The organism is Ferrovibrio sp., from assembly GCF_035304305.1.
Classification (GTDB): Bacteria; Pseudomonadota; Alphaproteobacteria; order Ferrovibrionales; family Ferrovibrionaceae; genus Ferrovibrio.
This window is the reverse complement of sequence record NZ_DATGQG010000040.1, coordinates 1-25,708: the sequence shown is the minus strand read 5'-3', so window position 1 is coordinate 25,708 and position 25,708 is coordinate 1. Positions and strand designations below refer to the sequence as shown.

At 67.6% G+C, this 25,708-nt stretch carries 25 protein-coding genes and 1 pseudogene; 19 read left to right on the top strand and 7 right to left on the bottom strand.

The genetic code is table 11. The annotated features are described in order from the left end of the window. From VKZ87_RS05030 to glcF, 8 genes and pseudogenes are all read left to right on the top strand, one after another. A pseudogene (locus tag VKZ87_RS05030) lies at nt 1-382 on the top strand (methyl-accepting chemotaxis protein); the annotation flags it as partial. A gap of 82 nt (nt 383-464) precedes the next feature. Continuing rightward, nucleotides 465-2,012, top strand: a complete 1,548-nt coding sequence (locus tag VKZ87_RS05025; RefSeq protein ID WP_324220157.1) for an acetolactate synthase large subunit — start codon at nt 465-467, stop codon at nt 2,010-2,012. Nucleotides 2,013-2,284: 272 nt separating this feature from the next. Next, entirely contained in the window at nt 2,285-2,800 is a 516-nt protein-coding gene (locus tag VKZ87_RS05020) for a chemotaxis protein CheW (RefSeq protein ID WP_324220156.1), read from the top strand. A gap of 153 nt (nt 2,801-2,953) precedes the next feature. Continuing rightward, nucleotides 2,954-3,079: a type B 50S ribosomal protein L36 gene (gene ykgO, locus VKZ87_RS05015; RefSeq protein ID WP_324220155.1), complete on the top strand. Its 126-nt coding sequence runs from the start codon at nt 2,954-2,956 to the stop codon at nt 3,077-3,079. A gap of 351 nt (nt 3,080-3,430) precedes the next feature. Then, nucleotides 3,431-4,171 carry a FadR/GntR family transcriptional regulator gene (locus VKZ87_RS05010; protein WP_324220154.1) on the top strand — a complete coding sequence of 247 codons (741 nt, stop codon included), beginning with the start codon at nt 3,431-3,433 and terminating at the stop codon, nt 4,169-4,171. Between the two features lie 4 nt (nt 4,172-4,175). Next, nucleotides 4,176-5,663, top strand: coding sequence for an FAD-linked oxidase C-terminal domain-containing protein (locus VKZ87_RS05005; protein ID WP_324220153.1), 1,488 nt, complete (start codon nt 4,176-4,178; stop codon nt 5,661-5,663). A gap of 148 nt (nt 5,664-5,811) precedes the next feature. Continuing rightward, entirely contained in the window at nt 5,812-7,041 is a 1,230-nt protein-coding gene (glcE, locus tag VKZ87_RS05000; protein WP_324220152.1) for a glycolate oxidase subunit GlcE, read from the top strand. Nucleotide 7,042: 1 nt separating this feature from the next. Next, on the top strand, nt 7,043-8,347 hold the full coding sequence (gene glcF, locus VKZ87_RS04995) for a glycolate oxidase subunit GlcF (RefSeq protein ID WP_324220151.1): 1,305 nt from the start codon (nt 7,043-7,045) through the stop codon (nt 8,345-8,347). 4 nt (nt 8,348-8,351) lie between these two features. Here glcF and VKZ87_RS04990 read toward each other — a convergent pair whose 3' ends face one another. From VKZ87_RS04990 to VKZ87_RS04980, 3 genes are all read right to left on the bottom strand, one after another. Then, the gene (locus VKZ87_RS04990; RefSeq protein ID WP_324220150.1) at nt 8,352-8,585 is read right to left on the bottom strand and encodes a hypothetical protein; all 234 of its coding nucleotides are present in this window, start codon (nt 8,583-8,585) and stop codon (nt 8,352-8,354) included. A 135-nt stretch (nt 8,586-8,720) separates the two neighbouring features. After that, the gene (locus tag VKZ87_RS04985; protein WP_324220149.1) at nt 8,721-8,981 is read right to left on the bottom strand and encodes a hypothetical protein; all 261 of its coding nucleotides are present in this window, start codon (nt 8,979-8,981) and stop codon (nt 8,721-8,723) included. A gap of 60 nt (nt 8,982-9,041) precedes the next feature. Next, nucleotides 9,042-9,557: a low molecular weight protein-tyrosine-phosphatase gene (locus VKZ87_RS04980; RefSeq protein WP_324220148.1), complete on the bottom strand. Its 516-nt coding sequence runs from the start codon at nt 9,555-9,557 to the stop codon at nt 9,042-9,044. Nucleotides 9,558-9,670: 113 nt separating this feature from the next. On the opposite strand from VKZ87_RS04980, the gene VKZ87_RS04975 reads away from it, so the two are divergent. After that, a complete protein-coding gene (locus VKZ87_RS04975) occupies nt 9,671-10,159 on the top strand; it encodes a nuclear transport factor 2 family protein (RefSeq protein ID WP_324220147.1) in 489 nt (162 codons plus the stop codon). A 4-nt stretch (nt 10,160-10,163) separates the two neighbouring features. Here the strand turns inward: VKZ87_RS04975 and VKZ87_RS04970 are convergent, their stop codons facing one another. From VKZ87_RS04970 to VKZ87_RS04960, 3 genes are all read right to left on the bottom strand, one after another. Next, on the bottom strand, nt 10,164-11,021 hold the full coding sequence (locus tag VKZ87_RS04970) for a 23S rRNA (adenine(2030)-N(6))-methyltransferase RlmJ (protein ID WP_324220146.1): 858 nt from the start codon (nt 11,019-11,021) through the stop codon (nt 10,164-10,166). Between the two features lie 10 nt (nt 11,022-11,031). Next, nucleotides 11,032-11,472 carry a M24 family metallopeptidase gene (locus tag VKZ87_RS04965; RefSeq protein WP_324220145.1) on the bottom strand — a complete coding sequence of 147 codons (441 nt, stop codon included), beginning with the start codon at nt 11,470-11,472 and terminating at the stop codon, nt 11,032-11,034. 81 nt (nt 11,473-11,553) lie between these two features. Then, nucleotides 11,554-12,141 carry a glutathione peroxidase gene (locus tag VKZ87_RS04960; protein WP_414655627.1) on the bottom strand — a complete coding sequence of 196 codons (588 nt, stop codon included), beginning with the start codon at nt 12,139-12,141 and terminating at the stop codon, nt 11,554-11,556. Nucleotides 12,142-12,237: 96 nt separating this feature from the next. On the opposite strand from VKZ87_RS04960, the gene VKZ87_RS04955 reads away from it, so the two are divergent. Continuing rightward, a complete protein-coding gene (locus VKZ87_RS04955; protein WP_324220144.1) occupies nt 12,238-13,305 on the top strand; it encodes an EAL domain-containing protein in 1,068 nt (355 codons plus the stop codon). 3 nt (nt 13,306-13,308) lie between these two features. Here VKZ87_RS04955 and VKZ87_RS04950 read toward each other — a convergent pair whose 3' ends face one another. Beyond that, the gene (locus tag VKZ87_RS04950) at nt 13,309-14,115 is read right to left on the bottom strand and encodes an HAD-IIB family hydrolase (RefSeq protein ID WP_324220143.1); all 807 of its coding nucleotides are present in this window, start codon (nt 14,113-14,115) and stop codon (nt 13,309-13,311) included. An 88-nt stretch (nt 14,116-14,203) separates the two neighbouring features. Between VKZ87_RS04950 and VKZ87_RS04945 the strand changes: the two genes are divergently transcribed. The 9 genes from VKZ87_RS04945 to mutL all read left to right on the top strand — a co-directional run. Further along, nucleotides 14,204-14,641, top strand: a complete 438-nt coding sequence (locus VKZ87_RS04945) for a MaoC family dehydratase (RefSeq protein WP_324220142.1) — start codon at nt 14,204-14,206, stop codon at nt 14,639-14,641. Nucleotides 14,642-14,648: 7 nt separating this feature from the next. Then, on the top strand, nt 14,649-15,569 hold the full coding sequence (locus VKZ87_RS04940) for a bifunctional riboflavin kinase/FAD synthetase (RefSeq protein ID WP_324220141.1): 921 nt from the start codon (nt 14,649-14,651) through the stop codon (nt 15,567-15,569). 243 nt (nt 15,570-15,812) lie between these two features. Next, entirely contained in the window at nt 15,813-18,644 is a 2,832-nt protein-coding gene (gene ileS, locus VKZ87_RS04935) for an isoleucine--tRNA ligase (RefSeq protein ID WP_324220140.1), read from the top strand. After that, nucleotides 18,641-19,123, top strand: a complete 483-nt coding sequence (gene lspA / locus VKZ87_RS04930) for a signal peptidase II (RefSeq protein ID WP_324220139.1) — start codon at nt 18,641-18,643, stop codon at nt 19,121-19,123. Before ileS ends, lspA begins: the two co-directional genes overlap by 4 nt. A gap of 200 nt (nt 19,124-19,323) precedes the next feature. Further along, nucleotides 19,324-21,654: a PAS domain-containing sensor histidine kinase gene (locus tag VKZ87_RS04925; RefSeq protein WP_324220138.1), complete on the top strand. Its 2,331-nt coding sequence runs from the start codon at nt 19,324-19,326 to the stop codon at nt 21,652-21,654. Between the two features lie 77 nt (nt 21,655-21,731). Further along, nucleotides 21,732-22,340 (top strand): DUF3035 domain-containing protein, encoded by a 609-nt coding sequence (locus tag VKZ87_RS04920; RefSeq protein WP_324220137.1) that lies wholly within the window; start codon nt 21,732-21,734, stop codon nt 22,338-22,340. 51 nt (nt 22,341-22,391) lie between these two features. Then, nucleotides 22,392-23,750 (top strand): pitrilysin family protein, encoded by a 1,359-nt coding sequence (locus VKZ87_RS04915; protein WP_324220136.1) that lies wholly within the window; start codon nt 22,392-22,394, stop codon nt 23,748-23,750. Between the two features lie 10 nt (nt 23,751-23,760). Continuing rightward, the gene (locus VKZ87_RS04910) at nt 23,761-25,092 is read left to right on the top strand and encodes a pitrilysin family protein (RefSeq protein ID WP_324220135.1); all 1,332 of its coding nucleotides are present in this window, start codon (nt 23,761-23,763) and stop codon (nt 25,090-25,092) included. A 24-nt stretch (nt 25,093-25,116) separates the two neighbouring features. Then, a partial coding sequence (gene mutL, locus VKZ87_RS04905; protein ID WP_324220134.1) for a DNA mismatch repair endonuclease MutL occupies nt 25,117-25,708 on the top strand: 592 nt, incomplete at its 3' end.

Genomic DNA, 25,708 nt, shown 5'->3' with positions numbered 1-25,708 from the left:
CATCGTCGCCGAGATCGCGGCGGCGAGCAGGGAGCAGGCCACCGGCCTCGACCAGGTGAACACCGCCGTGGGCAGCATGGACGAGATGACCCAGCGCAACGGCGCGCTGGTGGAGCAGACCTCCGCGTCGGCCCAGGCGCTCTCCAACCAGGCGAATGAACTGGCGGAGCTCGTTGCCTTCTTCAAGACAGGCACCGAAGCGCCCAGGATTCCCGCCGCCGAGAAGCGTCCGGCTGCGCCGCCGCCGGCGCCGGCCCCGACGGCGCGGCCCGCCGCGAAGCCTGTCGCAAAGTCTGCCGCGCAACCCGCGCCGGCTGCGGCTCCGAAGCCGGCACCGGTTCCCGCGATGACGGCGGACGACGACGACTGGCAGGAATTCTGACGCCTCCGATCGGCGAACGGGTTGCTGGGATCGCCGCCGATCTGGTTTGATCGGCGGATAATCAGCAGGAGGAACATCGCCGATGAACGGGGCCGAGAGTCTGGTCCGCACGCTGCTCGCGTCGGACGTGAATGTCTGTTTTGCCAATCCCGGCACATCGGAGATGCATTTCGTCGCCGCGCTGGACCACGTGCCCGGTGTGCGCTGCGTGCTCGGCCTGTTCGAAGGCGTGGTGACGGGCGCGGCCGATGGTTACTGGCGCATGGCGGGGAAGCCGGCCGCGACCCTGCTGCATCTCGGGCCGGGCCTCGCCAATGGCGTCGCCAACCTGCACAACGCACGCAAGGCCAGTTCCGGCATCGTCAACGTGATCGGCGAGCATGCCACCCATCACCTGCAGTATGACGCGCCGCTGACCGCCGATATCGCCGGCATCGCGCGGCCGGTGTCGCACTGGATCGGCACTGCGAAGACGGCGACCGAAGCCGCAAAACTCGGCGCCGAGGCCGTTGCCGCTGCGCGCACCGGCGCCGGCCAGATCGCCAGCCTGATCCTGCCAGCCGACACGGCCTGGACCGATGCGGACGGACCGGCTGCCGCGATCGCGCCGCCGGCACGGAAGAAGGCGGATGATGCCGCCATACAGGCCGCCGCGCAGGCGCTGAAGGCCGCCGGCGCCAACGGCATGCTGATGCTGGGCGGCGTCGGGCTGCTGCGCCGAGGCCTGGAACTGGCGGCGCGGATCGCCGCCGCCACCGGCTGCCGGCTGTCGAATTCCGGCTACAGCGCGCGCATGGAGCGCGGCGGCGGACTGCCGCAGGTGGGCCGCATTCCCTTCGTCGTCGACCAGGCGCTGGCCTATCTGAAGGACGTGCGCGAGCTGGTGCTGGTGGGCGGCCGCACGCCGGTGGCCTTCTTCGCCTATCCCGGCAAGCCGAGCCTGCTGCTGCCGCAGGGCTGCAACACGACGGCGGTCGCCTCCATCGACGATGACGTGATCGACGCGCTGGAGCGGCTGGCCGATGCGGTCGGCGCGCCGAAGAGCGTGGCGCCCGCGGCGCAGCCGCCGCTGCCCGCGCTGCCCGACGGCACGCCGACGCCGGACAAGGTGGCGGCGGCGATTGCGGCCCTGCTGCCCGAGCAGGCCATCGTCGTGGATGAATCGGTCACCTCGGGGCGCGGCATCTTCGCGGCCGCAGCGGCTTCCGCTCCCCATGACTGGCTGAACAACATGGGCGGCTCGATCGGTTTCTCGTTCCCGGTCGCGGTCGGCTGCGCGCTCGCCTGTCCGGACCGCAAGGTGGTGGCGCTCACCGGCGACGGCAGCGCCTTCTATACGCTGCAGGCGCTCTGGACCATGGCGCGCGAGAAGCTGGACATCACCATGGTGGTCTTTGCCAATCGCTCCTACGCGATCCTGCGCAACGAGCTGGCCAATGTCGGCGCCGCCAATCCGGGGCCGCGCGCCATCGACATGCTGACCCTCGACCGTCCCGACCCTGACTGGGTTGCTCTGGCGAAGGGACACGGGGTCGGCGGCCGCCGGGTCGACGACATGGGCGATTTCGCGAAGGCCTTCCGGGCCGCCCTGGCAGAGCCGGGGCCACAACTGATTGAGCTCGTCCTGTGAGTTGTCCACAAACCTTGGTGGCGGAGGTTAAGATCCGGTAACCTTTTGGCCAGCCTGCGATTTCCGTTGCAGGCGCCGCCGATCTTTGCGACAAAATAATGGCGGTTTCTGAAGCAGCGCGCATGTTACGCACGCTGCCGGGGGAACGAAGGAACCGCGTCAGACCACAGTATCCCGACCCACCGGGCTTGCGCCGTCCACCGTCACCAGGGACGGCGCAACGGGCCGGCCAGAATTTCCGGTTCGTCATCGCAACAGAAAGTGTGAGCGCCATGTCCATTCCGGCCACCGTCACCAATTCCCAGACCGCACCCGCTGCCACCGCTCTGCAGGCCGCCAGCGGCCAGGAAGTGCTGACCTTCACCATCGACGACCAGTATTACGGCCTCGATCTGCTGACCGTGCGCGAGATCCGCGCCTGGACCGAGGTTACCCCGCTGCCCAACACGCCGTCCTTCGTGCGCGGCGTGATCAACCTGCGCGGCGCCGTGGTTCCGATTTTCGACCTGCGCGTCCGGCTGGGCGGCGAGGTCACCCAGGCGACCAGCGCCAATGTCGTCATCGTCGTCGAGATCGGCTCGGAATCGGTCGGCCTGCTGGTCGATACCGTCTCCGACATCCTGGCGCTGGGCGCCGACTCGCTGCAGCCCGTGCCGGCCACGGCGACCGATGCCGAACACACCTTCCTCAGCGCGCTGGCCACCCATGAGGATCGCATGGTGGCGCTGATCGACGTGAACCGGCTGTTCGCCCGCGGCGTCCCGACCCTGGAGGCGGCGGCCGCCTGAATCTGCCCGGACGGGCAGGGGTTTCCGGTTGACAGGCCGGGACCCCGCCGGTATGGTCCGGCCCGATTTTCCGGCCGGGCGCCGCAAGGCACGCGCGCCCGGTTTTTTGTTACCGCCGCGGGCCGGCCCGCGGCATTGCAAAGGTCAGGTATCATGAAGGTCGTCAACTCGCTCAAATCGGCCAAGACCCGCCATCGGGATTGCCGTGTCATCCGTCGCAAGGGCCGGGTCTATGTGATCAACAAGACCAACCCGCGCTTCAAGGCGCGTCAGGGCTAAGCCCTTACGCGTTTTCGGTTTACGAAGGCCCGGCCGCGCAAGCTGCCGGGCCTTTGTCGTTTCGGGGAGCCGCAGACCGTAGCAGCGACAGGGCAGCGGCAATCCGGCTTATCGGAGTCTGTTTGCGCCTACTTTTTCCTGCGACGCTCTCGGCCGGCGTTATCCCTGCTTATTTTTGCTTAAACGGGCTTATTTCTCCTTATCCCGCGTTACGCCTTGCTGCCGTGAGGGCTTCTGTCGTCACCGGCAGTTTCCCTATTGACAATACGGAACATATCATGTACGTCTGATGACGTCAATCCCATTCTGTTTTGACTTGCGGGTTGTCAGGTTGTCAGACAAATTGCGGTGATGCTTCCGGATCCAAAATCCTCCTCGCCGCTGGCGCGGCCCTCCGGCTTGGGCAATGTCCTCGCCGGCAAGCTGGCGGCCGCCATTGCCGGTGGCGAATTTCCGCCCGGCGCCCGGCTGCCGACCGAGAAGCAGCTGGTCGAACGCTTCGATGTCAGCCGTGCCGTGGTGCGCGAGGCCATCGCCCGGCTCAAGACCGACGGCTTCGTCGAAACCCGCCAGGGCTCCGGCGCCTTCGTCGCCGCCCGGCCGGGACTGGCCAGTTTCCGCATCGGCGCCCATGGCGCCGCGCCGGGCAGCATCCCGGAGTCCGAGCTGCCGCATATCTTCGAGCTGCGTGCCATCGTCGAGGCCGGCATGGCGGAACTGGCCGCCCGGCGCCGCAGCGATGCCGACCTCGCCGCGATCCGCAGCGCCTGGGAGGAGATGCAGCAGGCCCTGCAGGAGGGACGGGATGGCTCGGGCGCCGACGACGCCTTCCATGCCGCCATCGCGGCGGCGGCCCACAATCCCTATCTCGCCCAGTTCGCCGCCTTCCTGGCGCAGCATTTCTCCGCCACCCGCGCCGTTACCTGGCAGGCCGATGCCGTGCATGCCGGCTCGGCCGCGGCGGCGCAGGCGGAACATGCGTGCCTGCTGGATGCCATCGCGGCCGGCGACGGCGAGACGGCGGCGCGTGCCGCCCGCGACCATATCCGCCAGGCGGCAATGCGCCACGACAGGGCCGTGAGGAAAGGCTGACCCCATGCTGATGCCCGCACCGGAACCGGAAATCGTCGCCCAGCGTGTCGATCTGATTGCTGCCCTGCGCCGCATCGTGCCGGGCGAGGGGGTGATCGCCGACGAGACCAGCCTGAAGGCTTTCGAATGCGACGGGCTGACCGCCTACCGCCAGCTGCCGCTGGTCGCCGTGCTGCCCTCCGACACGCAGCAGGTCTCCGAGGTGCTGAAGCTGTGCAACGAACGCGGCGTGAAGGTCGTGCCGCGCGGCGCCGGCACCTCGCTGTCGGGCGGCGCCCTGCCGCTGGCCGACGGCGTGCTGCTGGGCATGGGCAAGTTCAACAGGGTGCTGGAGATCGACTGGGAGAACCGCTGCGCCGTGGTGCAGCCGGGCGTGACCAATCTCGGCATTACCCGCGCGGTGGAGCATCGCGGTTTCTATTACGCGCCCGATCCCTCCAGCCAGATCGCCTGTACCATCGGTGGCAACGTGGCGGAGAATTCCGGCGGCGTGCACTGCCTGAAATACGGCCTGACGACGAACAACATCCTCGGCGTCGAGATGGTGCTGATGAACGGCGAGATCATCCGTCTCGGCGGCAAGCATCTGGACGCGGAGGGCTATGATCTGCTCGGGCTGATCTGCGGCTCGGAAGGCCTGCTCGGCGTGATCACCGAGGTCACCGTCCGCATCCTGCCCAAGCCGGCCACGCAGCGCGCGCTGCTGGCCGGGTTTCCGTCGTCCGAATCCGCCGGCGACTGCGTGGCGAAGGTCATCGCCGCCGGCATCATTCCGGGCGGCATGGAGATGATGGACCGGCCGGCGATCCATGCGGCCGAGGATTTCGTCCATGCCGGCTATCCGCGCGACGTCGAGGCCCTGCTGATCATCGAGCTGGACGGCCCGGGCGTGGAGGTCGACGACCTGCTCGCCCGCGTGCAGGCGATCGCCGAAGCCTGCGGCTCGGTATACCTGCGCGTGTCGCAGAGCGAGGAGGAGCGGCTGAATTTCTGGGCCGGACGCAAGGCGGCGTTTCCCGCCGTGGGCCGCATCTCGCCCGACTATCTCTGCATGGACGGCACGATCCCGCGCAAGACCCTGCCGCTGGTGCTGAACCGGATGACCGAGCTGTCGGCGAAGCATGGCCTGCGCGTCGCCAATGTCTTCCATGCCGGCGACGGCAACCTGCATCCGCTCATTCTCTATGACGCGAACAATCCGGGCGAGCTGGAGAGGGCGGAGGAATTCGGCGCCGACATCCTGCGCCTCTGCGTCGAGGTCGGCGGCGTTCTGACCGGCGAGCATGGCGTCGGCGTGGAAAAACGCGACCTGATGCCGGCGATGTTCTCCGAGGACGACCTGGCGCAGCAGCAGCGCGTCAAATGCGCCTTCGATCCGAACCACCGCCTCAATCCCGGCAAGGTCTTCCCCGTGCTGCACCGCTGCGCCGAACTCGGCCGCATGCATGTGCGCAGGGGCCAGATCGCCTTTCCCGATCTGCCGAGGTTCTGAGCGATGTGCGTGGTGGCCCAGAAGAAGGACGTGGATGGCCGGGGCAGGCCCGGCCATGACAACCTGGTTTTGCGATCATCCCTTTTCTTTGTCATGCCCGGGCTTGGCCCGGGCATCCACGAGCTCCTTTTTTCGCGGGACATCTCATATGTCTGAAACCTTCCTCCCTGCCGGCACCACCGATGTGGTGGACGCGATCCGCTGGGCGGCGGCGGAAGGCAAGCCGCTCGACCTGCACGGCCATCGCAGCAAGGCGCAGCTCGGCCATCCGGTTCAGACGGCCTACGGGCTGGACATGAGCCGCCTGCATGGCGTGCTGGACTACGAGCCGGCCGAACTGACGCTCACCCTGCGGCCCGGCTCACTGGTCTCCGACATCGAGAAGCTGCTGGCGGGCAGCAACCAGATGCTCGCCTTCGAGCCCCCCGATCTCGGTCCGCTCTGGGGCGGTCCGAGCCATCGCGGCACCATGGGCGGCGCGGTCTCCTGCAATCTCGCCGGGCCGCGGCGCTTCAAGGCGGGCGCCGCGCGCGACCATCTGCTCGGCTTCACGGCGGTGTCGGGCCGCGGCGAGATCTTCCGCGCCGGCGGCAAGGTGGTGAAGAACGTCACCGGCTACGACCTGCCCAAGCTTGTCTGCGGCGCCTACGGCACGCTCGCCGCGCTGACCGAGATCACCGTGAAGGTGCTGCCGGCGCCGGAGAAGACCCGCACGGTCCTCGTCTTCGGTCTCTCCGATGAATCCGCCGCGCAGGCTTTGTCGGCGGCGGCGCAGTCGCCCTATGAAGTCTCCGGCCTCGCGCATCTGCCGGCGCCGGTGGCGGCGCAGTCAGGCGTGGCCTATGTGGCCAAATCGGGCATGAGTGTGACCGCCATCCGCATCGAGGGCACGGATGTTTCCGTGAAGGCGCGCTGCGAGGCGATCCGCGACCTGCTGAAGGATTACGGCGCGCTGGAGGAACTGCATTCGATGAACTCCTCCTGGCTGTGGCGCGAGATCCGCGACGCCGCCTGCTTCGTGCTGCCGCAGGACAATCCGCTCTGGCGCATCTCGGTGGCGCCGATGGCGGGACATCAGGTGACCGCGGCGATCGCCCGCGAGGCGCCGGAAGCGCAGTTCTTCTACGACTGGGCCGGTGGTCTCGTCTGGCTGATGCTTTACCCGCACGAAGACGCCGGTGCCGAACTGGTGCGCCGGGCGGTGGCACAGGCGGGCGGCGGCCATGCCACGCTGATCCGCGCACCGCAGGCGGTCCGCGCCGCCGTGCCGGTCTTCCAGCCGCAGCCGGACGCCCTCGCAGCCCTTTCGCGCCGCGTGAAGGAAAGCTTCGATCCGATGAACATCCTCAATCCGGGCAGAATGGCGGCGGGGGCGTGACATGCAGACCAGCTTCACCCTCGCGCAGCTGGCCGATCCGGCGATCCAGGCGTCGAACGAGATCCTGCGCAAATGCGTGCATTGCGGCTTCTGCACCGCGACCTGTCCGACCTACGTGCTGCTGGGCGATGAGCGCGACAGTCCGCGCGGGCGCATCTACCTGATCAAGCAGATGCTGGAGAGCGGCCGGCCGGCCGACGAGGATACCGTGCGGCATGTCGACCGCTGCCTGTCCTGCCTGTCCTGCATGACCACCTGCCCGAGCAGCGTGCATTACATGCATCTGGTGGATCACGCGCGCGCCTATATCGAGGAGACCTACCGGCGCCCGTTCTTCGACCGCATCCTCCGCCGCCTGCTGGCCCGCGTGCTGCCCGATCCGAAACTCTTCCGCTGGTCGCTGCGCGCGGCGCAGCTCGGCCGGCCCTTCCGGTTCCTGCTGCCGGCCCGGCTGAAGGGCATGGTGGCGATGGCGCCGAAACGCCTGCCGAGAGCCTCCGCGACGGACCGCCCGCAGGTTTTCAGGGCGGAGGGATCGCGGCGCATGCGGGTGGCGCTGATGACCGGCTGCGCCCAGAAGGTGCTCGATCCGAAGATCAACGAGGCCACGATCCGGCTGCTGACGCGCCATGGCTGCGAGGTGGTCGTGGCCGAAGGCGCCGGCTGCTGCGGCGCGCTGACCCATCACATGGGCCGCGAGGATGACGCGCTGGCCAAGGCGAAAGCCAACATCGCCGCCTGGCATCGCGAATACGAGGGCGAGGGTCTCGACGCGGTGGTGATCAACGCGTCGGGCTGCGGCACGACGGTGAAGGATTACGGCTTCATGCTGCGCAGCGATCCGCAATGGTCGGCCCGGGCGGCAATCGTTGCCGGACTGGCGAAGGACGTGACGGAGGTGCTCCGCGAGCTGCAGCTGAAGCCGACCGGTGCGGCGGAGAAGCTCACAGTCGCCTATCATTCCGCCTGCTCGCTGCAGCATGGCCAGAAGATCACGGCGCTGCCGAAGCAGCTGCTGGCGGAGGCGGGCTTCGCCGTGCGCGACGTGCCCGAGGCCCATCTGTGCTGCGGCTCGGCCGGCACCTACAATCTGCTGCAGCCGGAACTCGCCACGCAGCTCCGCGACCGCAAGGTGGAGAATATCCGCAGCACCGGCGCCGATGCGGTGGCGGCCGGCAATATCGGCTGCCTGGTGCAGATCGGCGGCGGGCTGGCACGCGACGGCGGCCGGCCGATCCCGGTGCTGCATACGGTGGAGCTGCTCGACTGGGCCACCGGCGGACCCAGGCCTGCGGCGCTCGGCTAGGCGATCAGCCCTTCGCCATTTCGGCCTCTGCTTTGGCGCGGCATTGCGCCTCGGCGATCATGCGCTGCTGCGGCGTGAGGCCATGGCCGCCGGTGCGGGTCTTTTCCATGTCGCGCATGCAGGCTGCGATCAGCTCGCCGAGCGTCTTCTTCGGCCCGGCGCCGTCGGCCAGGACCGGAGCGGCGGACAGGCCGACAAGCAGGGCCGCGCAGAAGGCGGCCGGCATGGATGAAAGCATGGATCCCCCGTCCCGTTATTCGTGCCGCCTATGCTGGCGGCTGGCGGCCAGTCTAGCCGGAAACGGGCGGGGACTCAGCAGACGTTTGCCAAGAGGAAGCCCGCGGCGCTGCAATCGCCGGTGGGCGGGACGGTGTCAGCGGCGGCTCTGGGTCGCGGCTTCGACGCGGGCACGGCACAGCTCTTCGGCCATCCGGCGCTGGCCCTGGGTCATCTGCTGGCCGGCCTTCAGGCCGCCGCGCATCTCGCGCATGCATTCCTCGATCCGTGCCGCCCGCTCGCGGGCGGCGGCGCCCGGCTGCGAGGCCGGTGCGGGCATGGCGGTGGCAATCAGGACTGCGACGAGGAGGGCGGCGATGAGTGGCGGGACAGTCAGGGCAAAGGCAAGGATACGCATGACGAAACCGGAAGCTGTCGGAAGGTCTCTCAGATAGGTGCGGGGCGGTCCGGCCGAAAGTTAATTTCCGGACATGCCGGCGACCGGCAGGGCGAGCCGGCGGCGGATATCGGCGACCAGTGCCGCCGTCACCGCCTCGCACATCCGGTACACCGTCTCGAAGCCGTCCGGCCCGCCGTAATAGGGATCGGGCACGATGCGGCCGAAATGGGGCGCGTAGTCGAGATAGAGCTTCACCTTGTCGCGGTGATGCGGCGGGCTGCGGCGCCGGAGCAGCGCCAGATGGCCGTCATCCATGGCGAGGATCAGGTCGAAGCGCTCGAAATCCTCGCGCACGATCTGGCGGGCGCGCAGGTGGGTCAGGTCGACGCCATAGGCCTTCGCCGTGGCGCAGCTGCGCGGGTCGGGCGGATCGCCGATATGGTAGTCATGGGTTCCGGCGGAATCGACCAGCACCCGGTCGGCCAGGCCGGCCTTCGCCAGTTCGTGGCGCAGCAGGCCGTCAGCGGTCGGCGAACGGCAGATGTTGCCGGTGCAGACCATCAGGACGGAGTAGAGATAGGCGGATGTCGACATGGCGGCAGACAAGCATCGCGCCGGTTTTTGTTCAAGTCGTGCCGGCTGCGGGCAAGCGCGGCAATCGGCGCAAAACCCTAGGCGCGGGCAGGGCCGCGGCTTAGAGTGATGCCATGCCGACACCGCCCCCCGACGACGAATCCGCTCTCCTCGAGGCGAATGCCGCCTTCTACCACGCCTTCGCCACCCGCGATGCCGGGGCGATGGAGGCGATCTGGGCCAAGGCGGCGCCGATCTGCTGCATCCATCCGGGCTGGCCGCCGCTGGTCGGCCGCGACGCCGTGCTGGAGGGCTGGCGGCGCATCCTCGCCAATCCGGCCCAGCCGGCTTTGCAGATGATGGCGCCGAAGGTGACGCTGTGGGGCGACGTCGCCATGGTGATCTGTTTCGAGAAGGTCGAGGACCAGTATCTGGTGGCGAGCAACATCTTCGTCCGCGAGGGCCGCGGCTGGAAGCTGAGCCATCACCAGGCCGGTCCGGTGGCGACCCCGCCGCAGGGCGGCGCCAGCAACGACGACCCGGAGCCGGACGAGGACGACGATGACGACATCGACGAGGATGACGACGACGACCTGACGCCGCCGTCCGGGACGATTCACTAGGGGATTAGCCCCCGACCAGGGTCTCGATCCTAACCCCGGCGCCGCTGTCGCGGGCGAGCCGGGTCTTCAGGAAATCCAGCATCGGCGCCAGCGTCTCGCCGATCTGCCAGGGCGGGTTGACCAGCACGAGCCCGCTGCCGTTCATCTGCCTCGCGTCGCCGGCGGAGCGGACGGTGAGCTCGACGGCGACGGTTTCCGCGCCGAGCCCGCCGGCGAGTTCCGCCTTCCAGCGGTCGACCGCCTTCTGCTCCTTGATCGGATACCAGATCGCGAGCTGCCCGGTGCTCCAGCGTCTATGCGCCGCCACCACGGTTTTCGACAGAGTCGCGAATTCGTCCTTCGCCTCGTAGGCGGGATCGATCAGCGCCAGGCCGCGGCGCGGCGTCGGCGGGGTCAGCGCGCGCAGGGCCTCGTAGCCGTCGCGGTGGTGAATATGCACCCGCGCATCGCGGCCCAAGTTGCGCTTCAGCAGGGCGGCGTCTTCCGGATGCAGCTCGCAGAGCGTCAGCCGGTCGGCCTCGCTGCGCAATGCCTGCTTCAGCAGCCAGGGCGAGCCGGGATAGCGCAGCAGGCCGCTGCCGCCCGGGGCAAGGTCGGGATTGAGCCGTTTCAGCGCCGCGAGATAGCCGGGCAGGATGCGTTCGGCCGCCGCGTCGGCCAGCACGGCGCCCACGCCCAGCCGGTATTCCCCGCCGCGCTGCGCCTCCGACGCGGTGAGGTCGTAGAGGCCGATGCCGGCATGGCTGTCGATCAGATGCACCGGACTCGGCTTGCGATGCAGCGCGGCAAGCAGCTCCAGCAGCACGACATGCTTGAGCACGTCGCCGAAATTGCCGGCATGGAAGGCGTGGCGGTAGTTCACGGCGTGCGTGTCAGACCGTGACCACGATCGGCCCGCGCCGCGTCACCACCAGGGTATGCTCGTACTGCGCCGTCAGGATGTCCGGCTCGGTCGCGAGCGTCCAGCCGTCATCGGTCTCCTCGGCGAACTGCGCGCCGGTATCGGCAAAAACACCGTCACATTCGGCGGAAACGTCGATGTTGACCATGTCGCCGGCCCGGATCGGCGTGTCGTCCGGAATGCCATGGGCGACCGCATGGTTGATGCTGATGCAGGTGGCGCCGGGAAAGCCGTACATGAGTTCCGGGGCCGGGCGGCAGCCTTCCTTCTCGAGCGCGGCGCGGCCGATCCCGTCCAGTTCCCTGGTGGTCATGCCCGGTTCCAGCCGGCTGCCCATCAGGCGGCAGGTGGCGGCGACAACGCTCCCGACCCGGCGCAGCAGGTCGAGCTGGTTTCCGTTTTCGATGGTCACGCGGCAGCTCCGGTACTGATCGGGGACGCTGCCGACCATAAAACGAAAGCCGCCGGCGGTCATGTGCCGGCGGGATACTGCTCAGGCCGGTTTCGCCGCCTTCAGCGCAGCCTCGACCGCCTGGATCACTTTGGGGTCGGTCGGCTTCACGCGGCTGGAGAACACCTCGGCGAGGCTGCCGTCCGGTGCGATCAGGTATTTGTGGAAATTCCATTTCGGCAGGGCATCCTCGCCCAGCTCGGCGGCGACCCAGCGGTAGAAGGGATGCGCGTCCTGCCCGAGCACCTTCTGCTTCTCGGTGAGCGGGAAGTCGACGTCGAAATTGACCTCGCAGAATTCCCTGATCTGCTCGGCCGAACCGGGCTCCTGGCCGCCGAAATCGTTCGACGGCACGCCAAGCACCACCAGGCCCTTGTTCCGGTAGTCGCTCCACAGCTTCTGCAGGTCGGCATATTGCGGGGTGAAGCCGCATTGCGAGGCGGTGTTGACCAGCAGCACGGCCTTGCCGCGGAACTGCTTCATCGGCAGCGGCTTGCCGTCGATGGCGGTGAAGTCGAAATCATGGGCGCTCATGCCGGTCCTTTTCCTCGCCGCGGTGGCGAAAGCGGGAAGGGCAGGCAGCGCGGCCAGGCCCGCCAGCATCACGCGCCGCGTCCAGAACTGCCGCATCCTTCACCCTCCGTTAACGCTGATCCGCTTAACTATAGCGTGGCCATGAATCCCGGCCACTCACTTATGCGTGGCCGGAACCGTGCGGGGGCGCCGATGATCAGCTTGCCGGGATTGCTTACCTTTGCCGCCCTGTCGCTGGTGGCGCTGGTGCTCGGCGTCAGCCTGACGCGCCTGGTGCCGGGCCTCGCCGGCCAGCACCCGGGCGTCATCGCCCTGGTTCTGCTGCTGGCTTTCTGGAGCATCCGCGAACGCTGGCTGCGCCATGCCGTGCAGAAGCGCCTGATCGGCGAGATCGAGGGCCTGTCGGAGGAACTGGCGCTGGTCCGCGGCACGCCGGTGCAACCGGATGCAGAGCCGGCGGCCGAGCCACAGCTGGCGGCTTCCCGGCCCGCGATACAGCCGATGCCCGAGCCGGCCGATGACGGCACCCTGCTTGAGGCCGTCCGCGACGCCCTGAACAACAACCGGGTCGAGCTGCATGTGCAGCCGGTGGTCAGCCTGCCGCAGTGGCGCATCCGCTATTTCGAACTGCTGGCCCGGCCGCGCGATGCGTCCGGCCGCGCCTACCAGGCCGCCGAATGCCTGGAGGCGCTCGACGCCGCCGGCCTGCGGGCGGAATTCGATGCCCTGATGCTGCTGCGCAGCGTCCAGCTGGTGCGCAGGCTGGAAAGCCGCGCCCGCGATGCAGGCTTCTTCCTCAATCTCAGCGCCGCGATGCTGGAGAAGCCGGAAACCTTCAACCCGCTCTACGAATTCCTGCAGCGCGAGCGCGAGCGTGCCGGCAACATCGTGCTGGAATTCGCGCTCTCCGGCGTCCGTCGGCTGGATCGCGGCGGCCTGTACCGGCTCAGCCGCCTCGCCGCACTGGGCTATGCCATTTCGGTCGACGGCATCGACCGCCTCGATCTCGATTTCACCGGTCTCGCCAAGGCGGGCGTCCGCTTCCTGAAATTCGATGCGAACCTGCTCTGCGATCCGGACTGGGTGGCGAATGCCGCGCTGAACATCGACGACCTGCGCGAGGCCTGCACGCGGCAGGGCCTGACGCCGGTGCTGGCCAAGGTGGAGTCGGAAGCCGATCTGATCAGGCTGAGCGACCTGGGCTTCCCGCTCGGTCAGGGCCTGCTGTTCGGCGCGCCGAAGCTGGCGCGGGCGGCGTAGCCTTCAGTTTTTAACGTCGATCAGCGCGTCGGCCAGCTCGACGAAGCCCGCGCCGCCTTCCGAAGGGGTCACGTAGGCCGGGGGGGTCGCGATGCGATCCAGGAAGGGGCGTACGTTGGCGACGCCCACGCTGTGCGGGAAATAGCCGAACATCGGCGCGTCATTCGGGCTGTCGCCGGCAAAGACGACGCTGTCGCGCACTGCATCCAGATCGGCGTCGAAGCGCTCTGCGAACAGCACGCGCGTCATGCTGAGCTTGTCCCAGTCGCCGAACCAGCCGTTGACATGGATGGAACTGACTTTCGCCGTCGCCCCGGCGGCCTCGAACAGCGCGACGATGCGATCGATGTCGGAGCGCGGCAGCGGCGGAACGTCCTCGCAGAAATCGATGGCGAGGTCGCATTCGCGATACTGCTGGTCGGAGGCGAGCGCCGTGCCGGGCACTTCGCGCAGGATTCTTTCCGAAAGAGCGGCCAGCTTCTCGCGCGCCATGCGTCGCTCGGCGTCGCTCTGGAAGAAGCGGCGGCGCATGATGCGCGCCTCGCGGTCATACTGCATGTAGAGCGCGCCATTCTCGCCGACGATGGCATCCACCGGCCAGAAACGCGCGATCAGGTCGCACCAGCCGGCCGGGCGGCCGGTGATCGGCACCACGATGAAACCGGCCTGCTGCAGCCGTTCCAGCGCGGCATAGGCGGCCGCCGTGAGACGGCCATGGCTGGTCAGCGTGTCGTCGATATCGCAGAGAACGTAACGGATGCCGCGACGATCGGCGGCGGAAAAAGCGTCCAGCGGTCTGATTTCAGCCATTTATCGGAAGGGGTGAAGCTTGCCCGGAATCGGCACCGGCCCGTATAGTCGCCGCGCCTCGCAGAGGCGTCAACCCGGAGACAGCTGCATGACATATCAGGCTCTGCACGGCCATTATCTCGAAGACCTGCAGATCGGCATGTCGGAGAGTTACAGCAAGACGGTCAGCGAAGCCGATATCGTTGCCTTTGCCAATGTCTCCGGCGACACCAATCCCGTGCATATGGACGAGGCCTTCGCCGCCGCGTCGCCGTTCAAGGGCCGCATCGCCCACGGCATGCTGGGCGCCAGCCTGCTCAGCACGGTGTTCGGCACCAGGCTGCCGGGGCCGGGCTGCATCTATGTGTCGCAGGACCTCCGCTTCAAGGCGCCGGTGCGCATCGGCGACACGGTGGTGGCTGCCGTGACGATCACCGAGATCGACACGGCGAAGCGCCGGGTGAAATTCGCCTGCGAATGCCGCGTCGGCGATACGGTGGTGATCGACGGTGAGGCCATCCTGATGGTCAGCCGCAAGGCGAAGTAAGGCTGTCATGCGTCTGCTGCGGTCCAGTACAAGCCTGCCGGCTTCGTCCCGGGGCGCAGTTGCCGCGATCGGCAATTTTGACGGCGTTCATCTCGGGCACCGCGCGCTGATCGCGGCGGCGAAGACGAAGGCCGCCGAGCTGGGCAGGCCGCTTGCGGTGATGACCTTCGAACCGCATCCGCGCCGTTTCTTCATGCCGGAGGCACCGCCGTTCCGGCTGGATGCGCTGGAAACCAAGGTGCGCATCCTGGAGGAACTCGGCGTCGCCATCGTGCTCGCCATGCCCTTCGACGCCGCGCTCGCGGCGCAGTCGCCGCAGGACTTCGTCGATCATATTCTCGCCCGCGATCTTGGCCTGAGCCATGTCGTGGTCGGTTTCGATTTCACCTTCGGCAAGGCCCGGGCCGGCAATACCGACATGCTGCGTACGCTCGGCGCGAAGCATGGCATCGGCGTCACGGTGATCGCCCCGCAGGGCGACGGCGAGGCCTATTCCTCGACGCGCGTGCGCCGGCTGCTGGAGGCGGGCGATATTGCCGGCGCCAACCGCATTCTCGGCCGGCCCTGGGAAATCGTCGGGGCTGTCGAGCATGGCGACAAGCGTGGCCGGGAGCTGGGTTTCCCGACCGCGAATGTCGCCCTGGGCGATTTCCAGGTCCCGAAATTCGGCATCTATGCCGTGCGGGCCGTCGTCGACGGGGAGACCCGCGATGGCGTGGCCAGCCTCGGCATCCGGCCCACCTTCGACCAGACCACGGTGAAGCTCGAAGTCTTCCTGTTCGACTTCGCGGGCGACCTCTACGGCCGGTCGATGCGGGTTGAATTCCACGGCTTCATCCGGCCGGAGGAGAAGTTTACCGATGTCGAGGCGCTGAAGGCGAAGATGGCCGAGGACGTCATCGCGGCGAAGCGGCTGCTGGCGTCGTAAGTCCTTCTCCACTCCGCGAGAGAGGGGTTTGTCTGGAGACCCGTCGCCGCACCCGCCTCGACAGCCCCCGGGCCGGGATGCTAAATCATCGCCATGCTTGGGCAATTCGCCATAATCCTGGCCATCCGGCGGGCGCGAATTAGCGGCCCGGTCCTTCTTTAAGGCCCGGGTTTTCCTAGATTTTCCAGATTTTGCGCCGCCGGCGCCGTCTCGGCGCGATGCCGATCAGAGCCAGAGCTGACAATGAGCAAAGACTACCGCGACACGGTTTTCCTCCCGACCACCGAGTTTCCGATGAAGGCCGGACTGCCGGCCAAGGAGCCGGAGATCCTCGCCCGCTGGGAGCGGATCGGCCTGTACGAGAAGCTGCGCGAGGATTCGAAGGGCCGCGAGAAATTCATCCTGCATGACGGCCCACCCTATGCCAACGGCAACCTCCATCTCGGCCATGCGCTGAACAAGATCCTCAAGGACACCATCAACCGCTCGCGGCAGATGATGGGCTATGACGCCAATTACGTGCCGGGCTGGGACTGCCACGGCCTGCCGATCGAATGGAAGATCGAGGAGAAATACCGCGCCGCCGGCAAGAACAAGGATGACGTGCCGATCGACGAGTTCCGCAAGGAATGCCGCGAGTTCGCCGACTACTGGATCGGCGTGCAGCGCGAGGAGTTCAAGCGGCTCGGCGTGATCGGCGACTGGAAGAATCCGTACACGACGATGAGCTTCGCGGCCGAAGCCCAGATCGTGCGCGAGATCCACAAATTCCTGATGAACGGTGGCCTGTTCAAGGGTTCCAAGCCGGTGATGTGGTCGATCGTCGAGCGCACGGCCCTGGCGGAAGCCGAGGTCGAGTATCACGAGCACACCTCGCATACGATCTTCGTGAAGTTCCCGGTGGTGAAGGCTTCGACGAAGGGGGTCGAAGGCGCCAGCATCGTGATCTGGACCACCACGCCCTGGACCATGCCGGGCAACCGGGCCATCGCGGCGGCCAGGGATGCAGAATATGTGCGCCTCCGCGTCGACGCCGTCGGCGAGAAGTCGCTGGCGAAGGCCGGCGACGAGGTGGTGGTCGCGGCCGATCTGGTCGAAAGCGTCACCCGGGCCTGCGCCATCGAGGCGCACAGTCTGGTCGCGACGATCAAGGGCGCCGATCTGGCCGGTACGCTCTGCGCCCATCCGCTGCGCGGCAAGGGCTATGAGTATGATGTGCCGGTGCTGTTCGGCGATTTCGTGACGCTGGATGCCGGAACCGGCTTCGTGCACATTGCGCCCGGCCATGGCGCCGACGACTACAATCTCGGCACCGCCAACGGCATCGAGGTGCCGCACACCGTCGATGCCGATGGCAGCTATTTCCGACACGTGCCGCTCTTCGGCGGCGACAAGCCGGCCCGCGTGTTCGATGATGCCGGCAAGGAAGGCGATGCCAACAGCCGCGTGATTGCCGCGCTGACCGAGGCCGGCGGCCTGCTGGGCAGGGGGCGCCTGCGGCACCAGTATCCGCATTCGTGGCGGTCGAAGGCGCCGCTGATCTTCCGCAACACGCCGCAGTGGTTCATCTCGATGACCACCAACGACCTGCGCAAGAAGGCGCTGGCGGCCATCGATGCGACGGCCTTCTATCCGCCGCAGGGCCGCAACCGGCTCTACTCGATGATCGAGCAGCGTCCCGACTGGGTGATCAGCCGGCAACGCGCCTGGGGCGTGCCGATCGCCGTGTTCGAGCACAAGGAAACCGGCGAGCTGCTGCGCGACGAGGAGGTCAACGAGCGCATCGTGCAGGCCTGCATGAAGGCTGGCGCCGATGCCTGGTTCACCGCCAGGCCTGCGGATTTCCTCGGCGACAAGTACAATCCGGACGACTGGAAGATGGTGACCGACATTCTCGATGTCTGGTTCGATTCCGGTTCCACCCACAGCTTCGTGCTGGAGCAGCGGCCCGACCTGAAATGGCCGGCCTCGCTCTATCTCGAAGGCTCGGACCAGCATCGCGGCTGGTTCCATTCCTCGCTGCTGGAAAGCTGCGGCACCCGCGGCCGCGCGCCCTATGATGCCGTGCTGACCCACGGTTTCATCCTCGACGAGAAGGGCCGCAAGATGTCCAAGTCGCTCGGCAATTCGGTCGAGCCGCAGGACGTCATCAAGCAGTCGGGCGCCGACATCCTGCGCCTCTGGGTCGCCTCGGCCAATTACAACGACGACCTCAGCGTCGGGCCGAAGATCATCCAGGCCCAGGTGGATGCCTATCGCCGGCTGCGCAACACGCTGCGCTATCTGCTCGGAAACCTCGCCGGCTTCCAGGAGAGCGAGCGGCTGCCGCATGAGGAGATGCCCGAGCTCGAGCGCTGGGTGCTGCACCGCCTTGCCGAGCTGGGCACGGTGGTGCGCGAGAGCTGCGAGGAATACGATTTCCATCGCATGTACGTGGCGCTGTACAATTTCTGCGCCGTCGATCTCTCGGGCTTCTATTTCGATATCCGCAAGGACGCGCTCTACTGCGACCCGCCGGGCAGCATCCGCCGCCGCGCGGCACGCACGGTGCTGGACCATCTGTTCAACTGCCTGGTGAAATGGCTGGCGCCGATCATCTGCTACACGGCGGAAGAGGCCTGGCTGACGCGCTATCCCTCCGAGGACGGCAGCGTGCATCGCGAGCTCTGGGACAGGCTGCCGGAAACCTGGCTCGACCCGGCGCTGGGCGCCAAATGGGAGCGGGTGCGCCGCGTCCGCCGCGTGGTCACCGGCGCGCTGGAGATCGAACGCGCCGAGAAACGCATCGGCGCCAGCCTGCAGGCGCATCCGGTCGTCTATGCATCGGCCGAGGATCTCGCGGCGCTGGCGGATATCGACTTCGCCGAGATCTGCATCACGTCGGGCATCACCCTGCGCGAGGGCGAAGGCCCGGCCGAAGCTTTCCGCATCGACGAGGTGAAGAACGTTGCCGTGGTCCCGCAACCGGCCGGCGGGGTGAAATGCGAGCGCTGCTGGCAGGTTCTGCCGGAGGTCGAGCATTCCCATGACAGGCTCTGCCGGCGCTGCAGCGAAGCGGTGGTCGCCGCCGCATGACCCGCCGCGGATTGGCCGGAACGGGCGTCGCTGTCGCGGCCGTCATCCTGCTGGGCGATCAGCTCAGCAAGATGTTTTTCCTCGATCTGGTCGCCCAGCATTCGCCGCCGGTCATATACGTGGCTCCGTTCTTCAACCTCGTGCAGGTCTGGAATACCGGCGTCAGCTTCGGCCTGTTCCAGGAGGACAGCGCGGTGCGCAGCTGGACGCTTGTCGGCGTGGCGGCGGCGGTGCTGGTCTGGCTTTCGATCTGGCTGTGGCGGGCGCACAACCGGCTTGTGGCGGTGGCGCTGGGCGGCATCATCGGCGGCGCCATCGGCAACATCATCGACCGGCTCCGCTTCGGCGCCGTGTTCGACTTCGTCGACCTGCACGCCTTCGGCTGGCACTGGCCGGCCTTCAACCTGGCCGACAGTGCCATTGTCGTAGGCGTCGGCCTGCTGCTGCTTGATGGTCTCCGGCCCTCCCGGGACGCCTGAACCACCGCGGGCAGGCAGGCGAAAACCACAACCGGACGTCAGGCGGTTTTGCACGGACTGGTTGCTCGGGAAACCCAATGGTGGCACCATCGCGGCAGAGAATGGATCGGCGGCATAAGGCTGCCCGAACATTGGGGGCGACAGGTGGTTTCCGCCGGGTGCAGAACTGCGCTTGATGCGATACCCGGCCGGGCATCGCGATGACGGCTCCGCAGCCGTCCAGACCGATCCCGAATGGGCTGCCGGTACGGCAGCGGCTTTCAACCCGCCAGGTCAAGGTCACCCTGATCGCGGCCCTGGCGGTCGGGCTCGTATCCAGCTGCGTCCAGCTCTTCTTTGACATCCGCAACGAACTGAACCAGCGCGACACGACGGTCGAGCAGGTCATGAGCATGCTGACCGAGCCGGCGGCGCAGGCGGCCTATGCCCTGGACGAGCAGCTCGCGGCGAGCGTGGTCAGCGGCCTGCTGCTGTACCAGCCGATCTGGCGCGCGGAGATCTACGACAATTACGGCCGCCGCATGGCCGCCGAGGAGCGGTCGCGATACGAGGCCGGGGCGCCGCTTTTCACCTCGCTGCTGCCGACGCATGACGAGCTGCTGGTAAAGCCGCTCTTCGGGCCGCGCGACCGCGAACCGGTCGGCGAAATCCGCGTGGTGCTGGACGGCATGCTGCTCGCGCACCGCATCACCGACCGCTTCTGGGTGGTATTCATAACCGGCCTGGTGCGCAACGTCGTGCTGGCACTGATCCTTGCGGTGGTCTTCTACTACACGCTGACCCGGCCGCTGCTGGGGCTGATCGCGCAGGTCGGGCGGGCCAATCCGCTGCGTCCCGAGGCCAGCAGAATTCAGGTGCCGCACCGGCACCGGAATGACGAATTCGGCCTGCTGGCCGACCAGATCAATGCGATCCTCGCCGCCGGGGCGGCGCATCTCGCCGAACGGCACCGCGAGGTGCGCCAGCGCGAGGAATCGGAAGCGCGGTTCCGCGATTTCGCCAATGCCGCCTCGGACTGGTTCTGGGAGCGCGACGCTGAACACCGGCTGACCTACTCCTCCTACCCGGCGCTGCTGTCGCCGGAGAACGAATACGAGCGCCTGCTGCAGGCCCCGGAAACGGCCGCGGAGGCGAACTGGCAGGAGCATCGCGCCGCGCTCGCGGCCCGCCGGCCGTTCCGCGACTTCCGCTTCCGGGTTGGCTCCGATGCGGGGGAACGGCATTACAGCCTGAGCGGCGTTCCGGTCTTCGACGATGCCGGCGAATTCCGCGGCTATCGCGGCGCCGGCACGGACATCACCGCCGCCATGACCATGGCGATGGCGGCGGAGCAGAGCCGGGACCTGCTGCGCACGGTGATCGACGCGCTGCCGGCGCCGATCAGCGTCAAGGATCCGCAAGGGCGCTACATTCTTGCCAACCGCACCGTCTTCTCCGTCCTCGGCGTGGACGAGGCCAGCCTGATCGGCCGCCGGCTCGATGAACTGCCGCTGAAGGGTATCGCGGACGCGTCCCGCGCGCCGTTCACCGCCAGCATGGCCGAGCTGGAACGCGAGCTGCTGGAAACCGGGCAGGCGGTGCTGAACCGCGAGCAGGTCTATCACCTTGCCGGCGGACGGCTGCGTGCCGAGCTGAAAAGCAAGGTGCCGCTGCGCGATTCCGCGGGCCGCATCACAGGCATCCTCTCGGTGGCGCTCGACATCACCGAGCGCAAGCGTGCCGAGCAGGAACTCGACGAGGCGAATCTGCGGCTGCGCCGCCAGGCCGAGGACCTGGAGCGCCTGGCGGAATCCTACGCGCGGGAGCGCGAGCATGCCGTCGCCGCCAACCGCGCCAAGTCGGAATTCCTCGCCAACATGAGCCACGAGCTGCGCACGCCGCTGAATGCGGTGATCGGCTTTGCCGAGGTCATCGGCCTGCGGCTCTGGGGTGACTCGTCGGAGAAATATTTCGACTATGCCGCCGACATCGCCTCCAGCGCGCGGCACCTGCTGCATGTCATCAATGACATCCTCGACATGTCCAAGATCGAGGCCGGTCGCTACGAGCTCAGCCTCGGCGAGGCGAAGCTGCCTGACATCGTCGCGGATTGCCTGGTCATCGTGAAGGGCCGCGCCCGCGAGGCGCAGATCGCGCTGTCTGCGGATCTTCCGGCCGACCTGCCGAAGGTAGAAGTCGATGCGCGGGCGATCAAACAGGTGCTGCTCAATCTGCTGTCCAACGCGATCAAGTTCACCCCGGCCGGCGGGCAGGTGCGAATCGGCGGCTGCCGTGCCGCGGACGGGTCGGTCATCATCGAGGTCAGCGATACCGGCATCGGCATTCCCCGCGAGTTCCTGCCGCGCGTTTTCGAGCCCTTCTGGCAGGGCGATCCGAGCATCCGGCGCGCCAGCGAGGGGACCGGGCTCGGCCTGGCAATCAGCCGGAAATTTATGGAATTGCATGGCGGTTCGCTGGAGATCGACAGCGAGGAGGGGCAGGGAACGCGGGTGACGATGCACCTGCCGGCCCACCTGGTTACCGCGGCCTGACGGGCCGGCGCCACCCTTGTGCCGGACCGTCCCGAAGGGGTAAAATCCGGCTCTCCGAAGCAATGAGGGTTGGGTCCATGAGTCGACCGACGCGCACCGGCCGACGCCTCTCCATACAGCATCTTGCCATACCGGCGCTTCTGTTGCTGCCGCTGGCCGTCAGCGGCTGCGACAGCGCCCGCGAGGCGATGGGGCTGAACAAGAAATCGCCCGACGAATTTGCCGTCGTGACCAGGGCACCGCTGGTGCTGCCGCCGGAATTCGGCCTGCGGCCGCCCCAGCCGGGCGCCCCGCGGCCCCAGGAAATCCAGGCGCGCGACCGGGCCCAGGCGGCGCTCGGCGGCCGGCCCGGTTCGGGTGGATTGACACAGCAGGCCGGCGGCCCCACATCCTCGGCACGCTCGGCCGGCGAGGCGGCCCTGCTGCAGCAGGCGGGGGCGACGAATACCGATCCCGATATCCGCCGCAAGGTGAACGACGAATTCACCCAGCTGGCCGAACGCGATCAGTCCTTCGTCGATCGCCTGGTGTTCTGGCAGCAGCCGGAGCCGCCCGGCGTTGCGGTGGACCCGGTGAAGGAAGCGCAGCGCCTGCGTGAGAACGCCGCCACCGGCAAGCCGGTCACGGCCGGCAACGTGCCGACGATCAAGCGCCGCGAGCGCGGACCGCTGGAAGGCATTTTCTGATCGCCTGTCCCGCACGGCCCGACGTTACGGAGCTAACGCAACGGAGGACCCATGCCGACACGCCGGCTTTTCGCCGCCTTGGCCCTGCTTGTGACCCTGGCGGGCGTCGCGGCGACCGCCGGCTGGAGCGGGCCCGCCCGGGCGCAGATCTTCAATCCGACCCAGTTCACGCTGGCCAACGGCCTGCAGGTGGTGCTGATCGAGGATCACCGCGCGCCGATCGTGCATCACATGGTGTGGTATCGCGTCGGCGCCGCCGATGAGCCGCCCGGCCGATCCGGCGTCGCGCATTATCTCGAACACCTGATGTTCAAAGGCACGCCAAGCGTGCCGCCTGGTGAGTTCTCCCGCATCGTTGCCCGGGAGGGCGGTCGCGACAACGCCTTTACCTCATCCGATTACACCGGCTATTACCAGTCGATCGCGCGCGACCGGCTCGACCTCGTGATGCGCATGGAAGCCGAGCGCATGGCGTATCTGAACCCGCGCCAGGAGGATGCCGTCCCGGAACTGCAGGTCGTGCTGCAGGAGCGGATGAGCCGCACCGAGAATTCTCCCGGTGGCCTGTTCGCCGAGCAGTTCGATGCAGCGCAGTTTCTGGCACATCCCTACGGCCGGCCGATCATCGGCTGGCCGCAGGAACTGGCGCGGCTGACGCTGGCCGATGCCATGGAGTTCTACCGGACGCATTATGCGCCGAACAACGCCATCCTGATCGTGGCCGGCGACGTCTCACCCGATGAACTGCGCCGGCTGGCCGAGAAACACTACGGCCCGATCCCGCGGCGCAGCGTACCCCTGCGTCAGCGGCCGCAGGAGCCACCGCAGCTCGCCGCAAGACGGCTGACGATGACCGATGCCCGGGTCTCGCAGCCGAGCCTGCGCCGGAGCTATCTGGCGCCGAGCCGGAACAGCAGCCTGAAGGAACATGCGGTGCCGCTTGCGGTGCTTGCCGAAATCCTGAACGGCCCGACCGGGCGACTCTACAAGGGGCTGGTGATGGGCGATGGCCCGGCAGTTTCGGCGGGCGCCTGGTATGAAGCGCTGTCGCTCGACCAGCGCAGTTTCGGCTTCGGCATCGCGCCGAAATCCGGCCGCAAGCTGGAAGAGGTGGAGGCCGCGCTGGACGGCATCATCGCCAAGCTGCTGGCTGAGGGCGTGACGGAAGACGAATTGCGCGTGGCGAAATCCGTGCTGCAGGCGGAAACGATCTTTGCCCGCGACAGCCTGTTCGGGGCGGCGCAGCTGTTCGGCGTCGCGCTGACCAGCGGGCTGACCGTGGAGGATGTCGAAGCCTGGCCGCGGCTGGTGGAAGCGGTTACCCGCGAGCAGATTCTCGCCGCCGCGCGGCATGTCTTCGATCCGCCGCGCTCGGTGACCGGCTATCTGCTGCCCAAGGAACAGAGCTGAGGAGCCCGGAATGCGACGCATGATCCGCCTGCCAGCCCTGCTGCTCTGCATCCTGTTCGCCGTCAGCCTGGTCGCGGGTCCTGCCGCTGCCGGGCCAAAGATCGAGAAGATCCGCACGCCGGGCGGCATCGAGGTCTGGTTCGTGCGCGAACCCGCCATTCCGATCATCGCATTGCAGGCTGCCTGGCGCGGCGGTTCGGCCAGCGATCCGGTCGGGAAGGAGGGGCTGGCCGCGCTGACGACCGATCTGTTGACCGAAGGCGCGGGCGATCTGAATGCTGACGAGTTCCAGGATGCGATGCGCGAGAAGGCGATCTCGCTCAGCTTCGGCGCCGACCGCGACTACATCACGCTTGGCCTCCGCACCCTGAGCGAACACAGCGAGCGCGCCTTCGATCTGCTGCGGCTCGCCATGACGGCGCCGCGCTTCGACGAGGAACCGGTGGCCCGGCTGCGCGCCCGCGCACTCGTCAGCTACCAGCGCGGCCGCACCAACCCCAACGTCCTGGCCGGCGAGCGCTTTGCAGACCGCGCGTTTCCGGGGCATCCCTATGGTCTCCGCTCGGCGCCCACGCCGGAAAGCCTGGAGAAGATCACCACGGCGGATTTCGCCGCATTCACGAAACAGGCTCTGGCCCGCGACAATCTTCTGATCGGCGCCGTGGGCGATATCGAGCCGGATTATCTGGCGCAACTGGTCGATGACAGTTTCGGTCGCCTGCCGGACAAGGCGACGCTGCCGCTGCCGGCCCCGGCAACCCTGCAGACGCCGGCCGCGCCGGAGATCATCCAGTTTCCCAATCCCCAGAGTGTCGTGCTGTTCGGCGCGCCGGGGTTGCTGCGCGACGATCCGGACTGGTATGCGGCGACCGTGCTCAACAACGCACTGGGCGGCGGCAGCATGTCGTCACGGCTGTTCGAGGAAGTGCGAGAGAAGCGCGGCCTGGTCTATTCGATCGGTACCCAGCTGACGCCCTACAAGGCCGCGGGTCTGTTCTCGGGCTCGCTGGCGACCAGCAATGCGCAGGTCGGGGCCGCATTGCAGCTGGTGCGGGATGAGTTTGCCCGCATCGTCCGGGACGGCCTGACGCCGGAGGAGCTCGCGGCTTCGAAGGCCTATCTGACCGGCAGCTTCCCGCTGCGGCTCTCGTCGAATGCGGCGATCGCCGGCATGCTGGTCGCGATGCAGATATCGGGACTGGGCACGGATTACATCGAGCAATATCCGAAACTGATCAATGCCGTGACGGCCGAGGATGTGCGCCGGGTGGCGCAGCGCCTGCTGGACCGGGAGAACCTGCTCGTCGTCGTCGTCGGCCAGCCGGTCGGACTCGGCGGCTAGACCAAGCCTTGGGGGAATGAAGACGTGACGATCCGCCGCCTGCCGGAAACCCTGGTCAACCGCATTGCCGCGGGCGAGGTGGTCGAGCGTCCGGCTTCCGCCGTGAAGGAGTTGGTGGAGAATGCGATCGATGCCGGCGCGAAGCGCATCGAGATCGCCATCTCTGCCGGCGGCCGCCAGCTGATCAGCGTCAGTGATGACGGCAGGGGGATGAGCCGGGAGGAGCTGCCGGTCGCGGTCGAGCGCCATGCGACATCCAAGCTGCCCGGCGATGACCTGCTTGATATCCGCTGGCTCGGCTTCCGCGGTGAAGCCCTGCCGTCCATCGGCGCCGTGTCGCGGCTCAGCATCACCAGCCGGACCGCCGACAGCGAGACGGCCTGGTGCATCGAGGTGGAGGGCGGCAGGGTTGGCGCGGTGAAGCCTGCTGCGGCCGGTCCGGGCACGCGGATCGAGGTGCGCGATCTTTTCTACACCGTACCGGCGCGGCTGAAATTCCTCAAATCCGACCGGTCAGAGGAACTGGCGGTGCAGGAGATCGTCCGCCGGCTCGCCATGGCGCATCCCGACATCGCCTTCAGCCTGCAGCAGGATGGCCGCATGGCCTTCCGCGCGG

Bases quoted from the DNA above. Each gene is read 5' to 3' on its own strand.
- VKZ87_RS05025 (WP_324220157.1), top strand. From the start codon at position 465: ATGAACGGGGCCGAGAGTCTGGTCCGCACGCTGCTCGCGTCGGACGTG.
- VKZ87_RS05020 (WP_324220156.1), top strand. From the start codon at position 2,285: ATGTCCATTCCGGCCACCGTCACCAATTCCCAGACCGCACCCGCTGCC.
- ykgO (WP_324220155.1), top strand. From the start codon at position 2,954: ATGAAGGTCGTCAACTCGCTCAAATCGGCCAAGACCCGCCATCGGGAT.
- VKZ87_RS05010 (WP_324220154.1), top strand. From the start codon at position 3,431: ATGCTTCCGGATCCAAAATCCTCCTCGCCGCTGGCGCGGCCCTCCGGC.
- VKZ87_RS05005 (WP_324220153.1), top strand. From the start codon at position 4,176: ATGCTGATGCCCGCACCGGAACCGGAAATCGTCGCCCAGCGTGTCGAT.
- glcE (WP_324220152.1), top strand. From the start codon at position 5,812: ATGTCTGAAACCTTCCTCCCTGCCGGCACCACCGATGTGGTGGACGCG.
- glcF (WP_324220151.1), top strand. From the start codon at position 7,043: ATGCAGACCAGCTTCACCCTCGCGCAGCTGGCCGATCCGGCGATCCAG.
- VKZ87_RS04990 (WP_324220150.1), bottom strand. From the start codon at position 8,585: ATGCTTTCATCCATGCCGGCCGCCTTCTGCGCGGCCCTGCTTGTCGGC.
- VKZ87_RS04985 (WP_324220149.1), bottom strand. From the start codon at position 8,981: ATGCGTATCCTTGCCTTTGCCCTGACTGTCCCGCCACTCATCGCCGCC.
- VKZ87_RS04980 (WP_324220148.1), bottom strand. From the start codon at position 9,557: ATGTCGACATCCGCCTATCTCTACTCCGTCCTGATGGTCTGCACCGGC.
- VKZ87_RS04975 (WP_324220147.1), top strand. From the start codon at position 9,671: ATGCCGACACCGCCCCCCGACGACGAATCCGCTCTCCTCGAGGCGAAT.
- VKZ87_RS04960 (WP_414655627.1), bottom strand. From the start codon at position 12,141: ATGCGGCAGTTCTGGACGCGGCGCGTGATGCTGGCGGGCCTGGCCGCG.
- VKZ87_RS04955 (WP_324220144.1), top strand. From the start codon at position 12,238: ATGATCAGCTTGCCGGGATTGCTTACCTTTGCCGCCCTGTCGCTGGTG.
- VKZ87_RS04950 (WP_324220143.1), bottom strand. From the start codon at position 14,115: ATGGCTGAAATCAGACCGCTGGACGCTTTTTCCGCCGCCGATCGTCGC.
- VKZ87_RS04945 (WP_324220142.1), top strand. From the start codon at position 14,204: ATGACATATCAGGCTCTGCACGGCCATTATCTCGAAGACCTGCAGATC.
- VKZ87_RS04940 (WP_324220141.1), top strand. From the start codon at position 14,649: ATGCGTCTGCTGCGGTCCAGTACAAGCCTGCCGGCTTCGTCCCGGGGC.
- ileS (WP_324220140.1), top strand. From the start codon at position 15,813: ATGAGCAAAGACTACCGCGACACGGTTTTCCTCCCGACCACCGAGTTT.
- lspA (WP_324220139.1), top strand. From the start codon at position 18,641: ATGACCCGCCGCGGATTGGCCGGAACGGGCGTCGCTGTCGCGGCCGTC.
- VKZ87_RS04925 (WP_324220138.1), top strand. From the start codon at position 19,324: ATGACGGCTCCGCAGCCGTCCAGACCGATCCCGAATGGGCTGCCGGTA.
- VKZ87_RS04920 (WP_324220137.1), top strand. From the start codon at position 21,732: ATGAGTCGACCGACGCGCACCGGCCGACGCCTCTCCATACAGCATCTT.
- VKZ87_RS04915 (WP_324220136.1), top strand. From the start codon at position 22,392: ATGCCGACACGCCGGCTTTTCGCCGCCTTGGCCCTGCTTGTGACCCTG.
- VKZ87_RS04910 (WP_324220135.1), top strand. From the start codon at position 23,761: ATGCGACGCATGATCCGCCTGCCAGCCCTGCTGCTCTGCATCCTGTTC.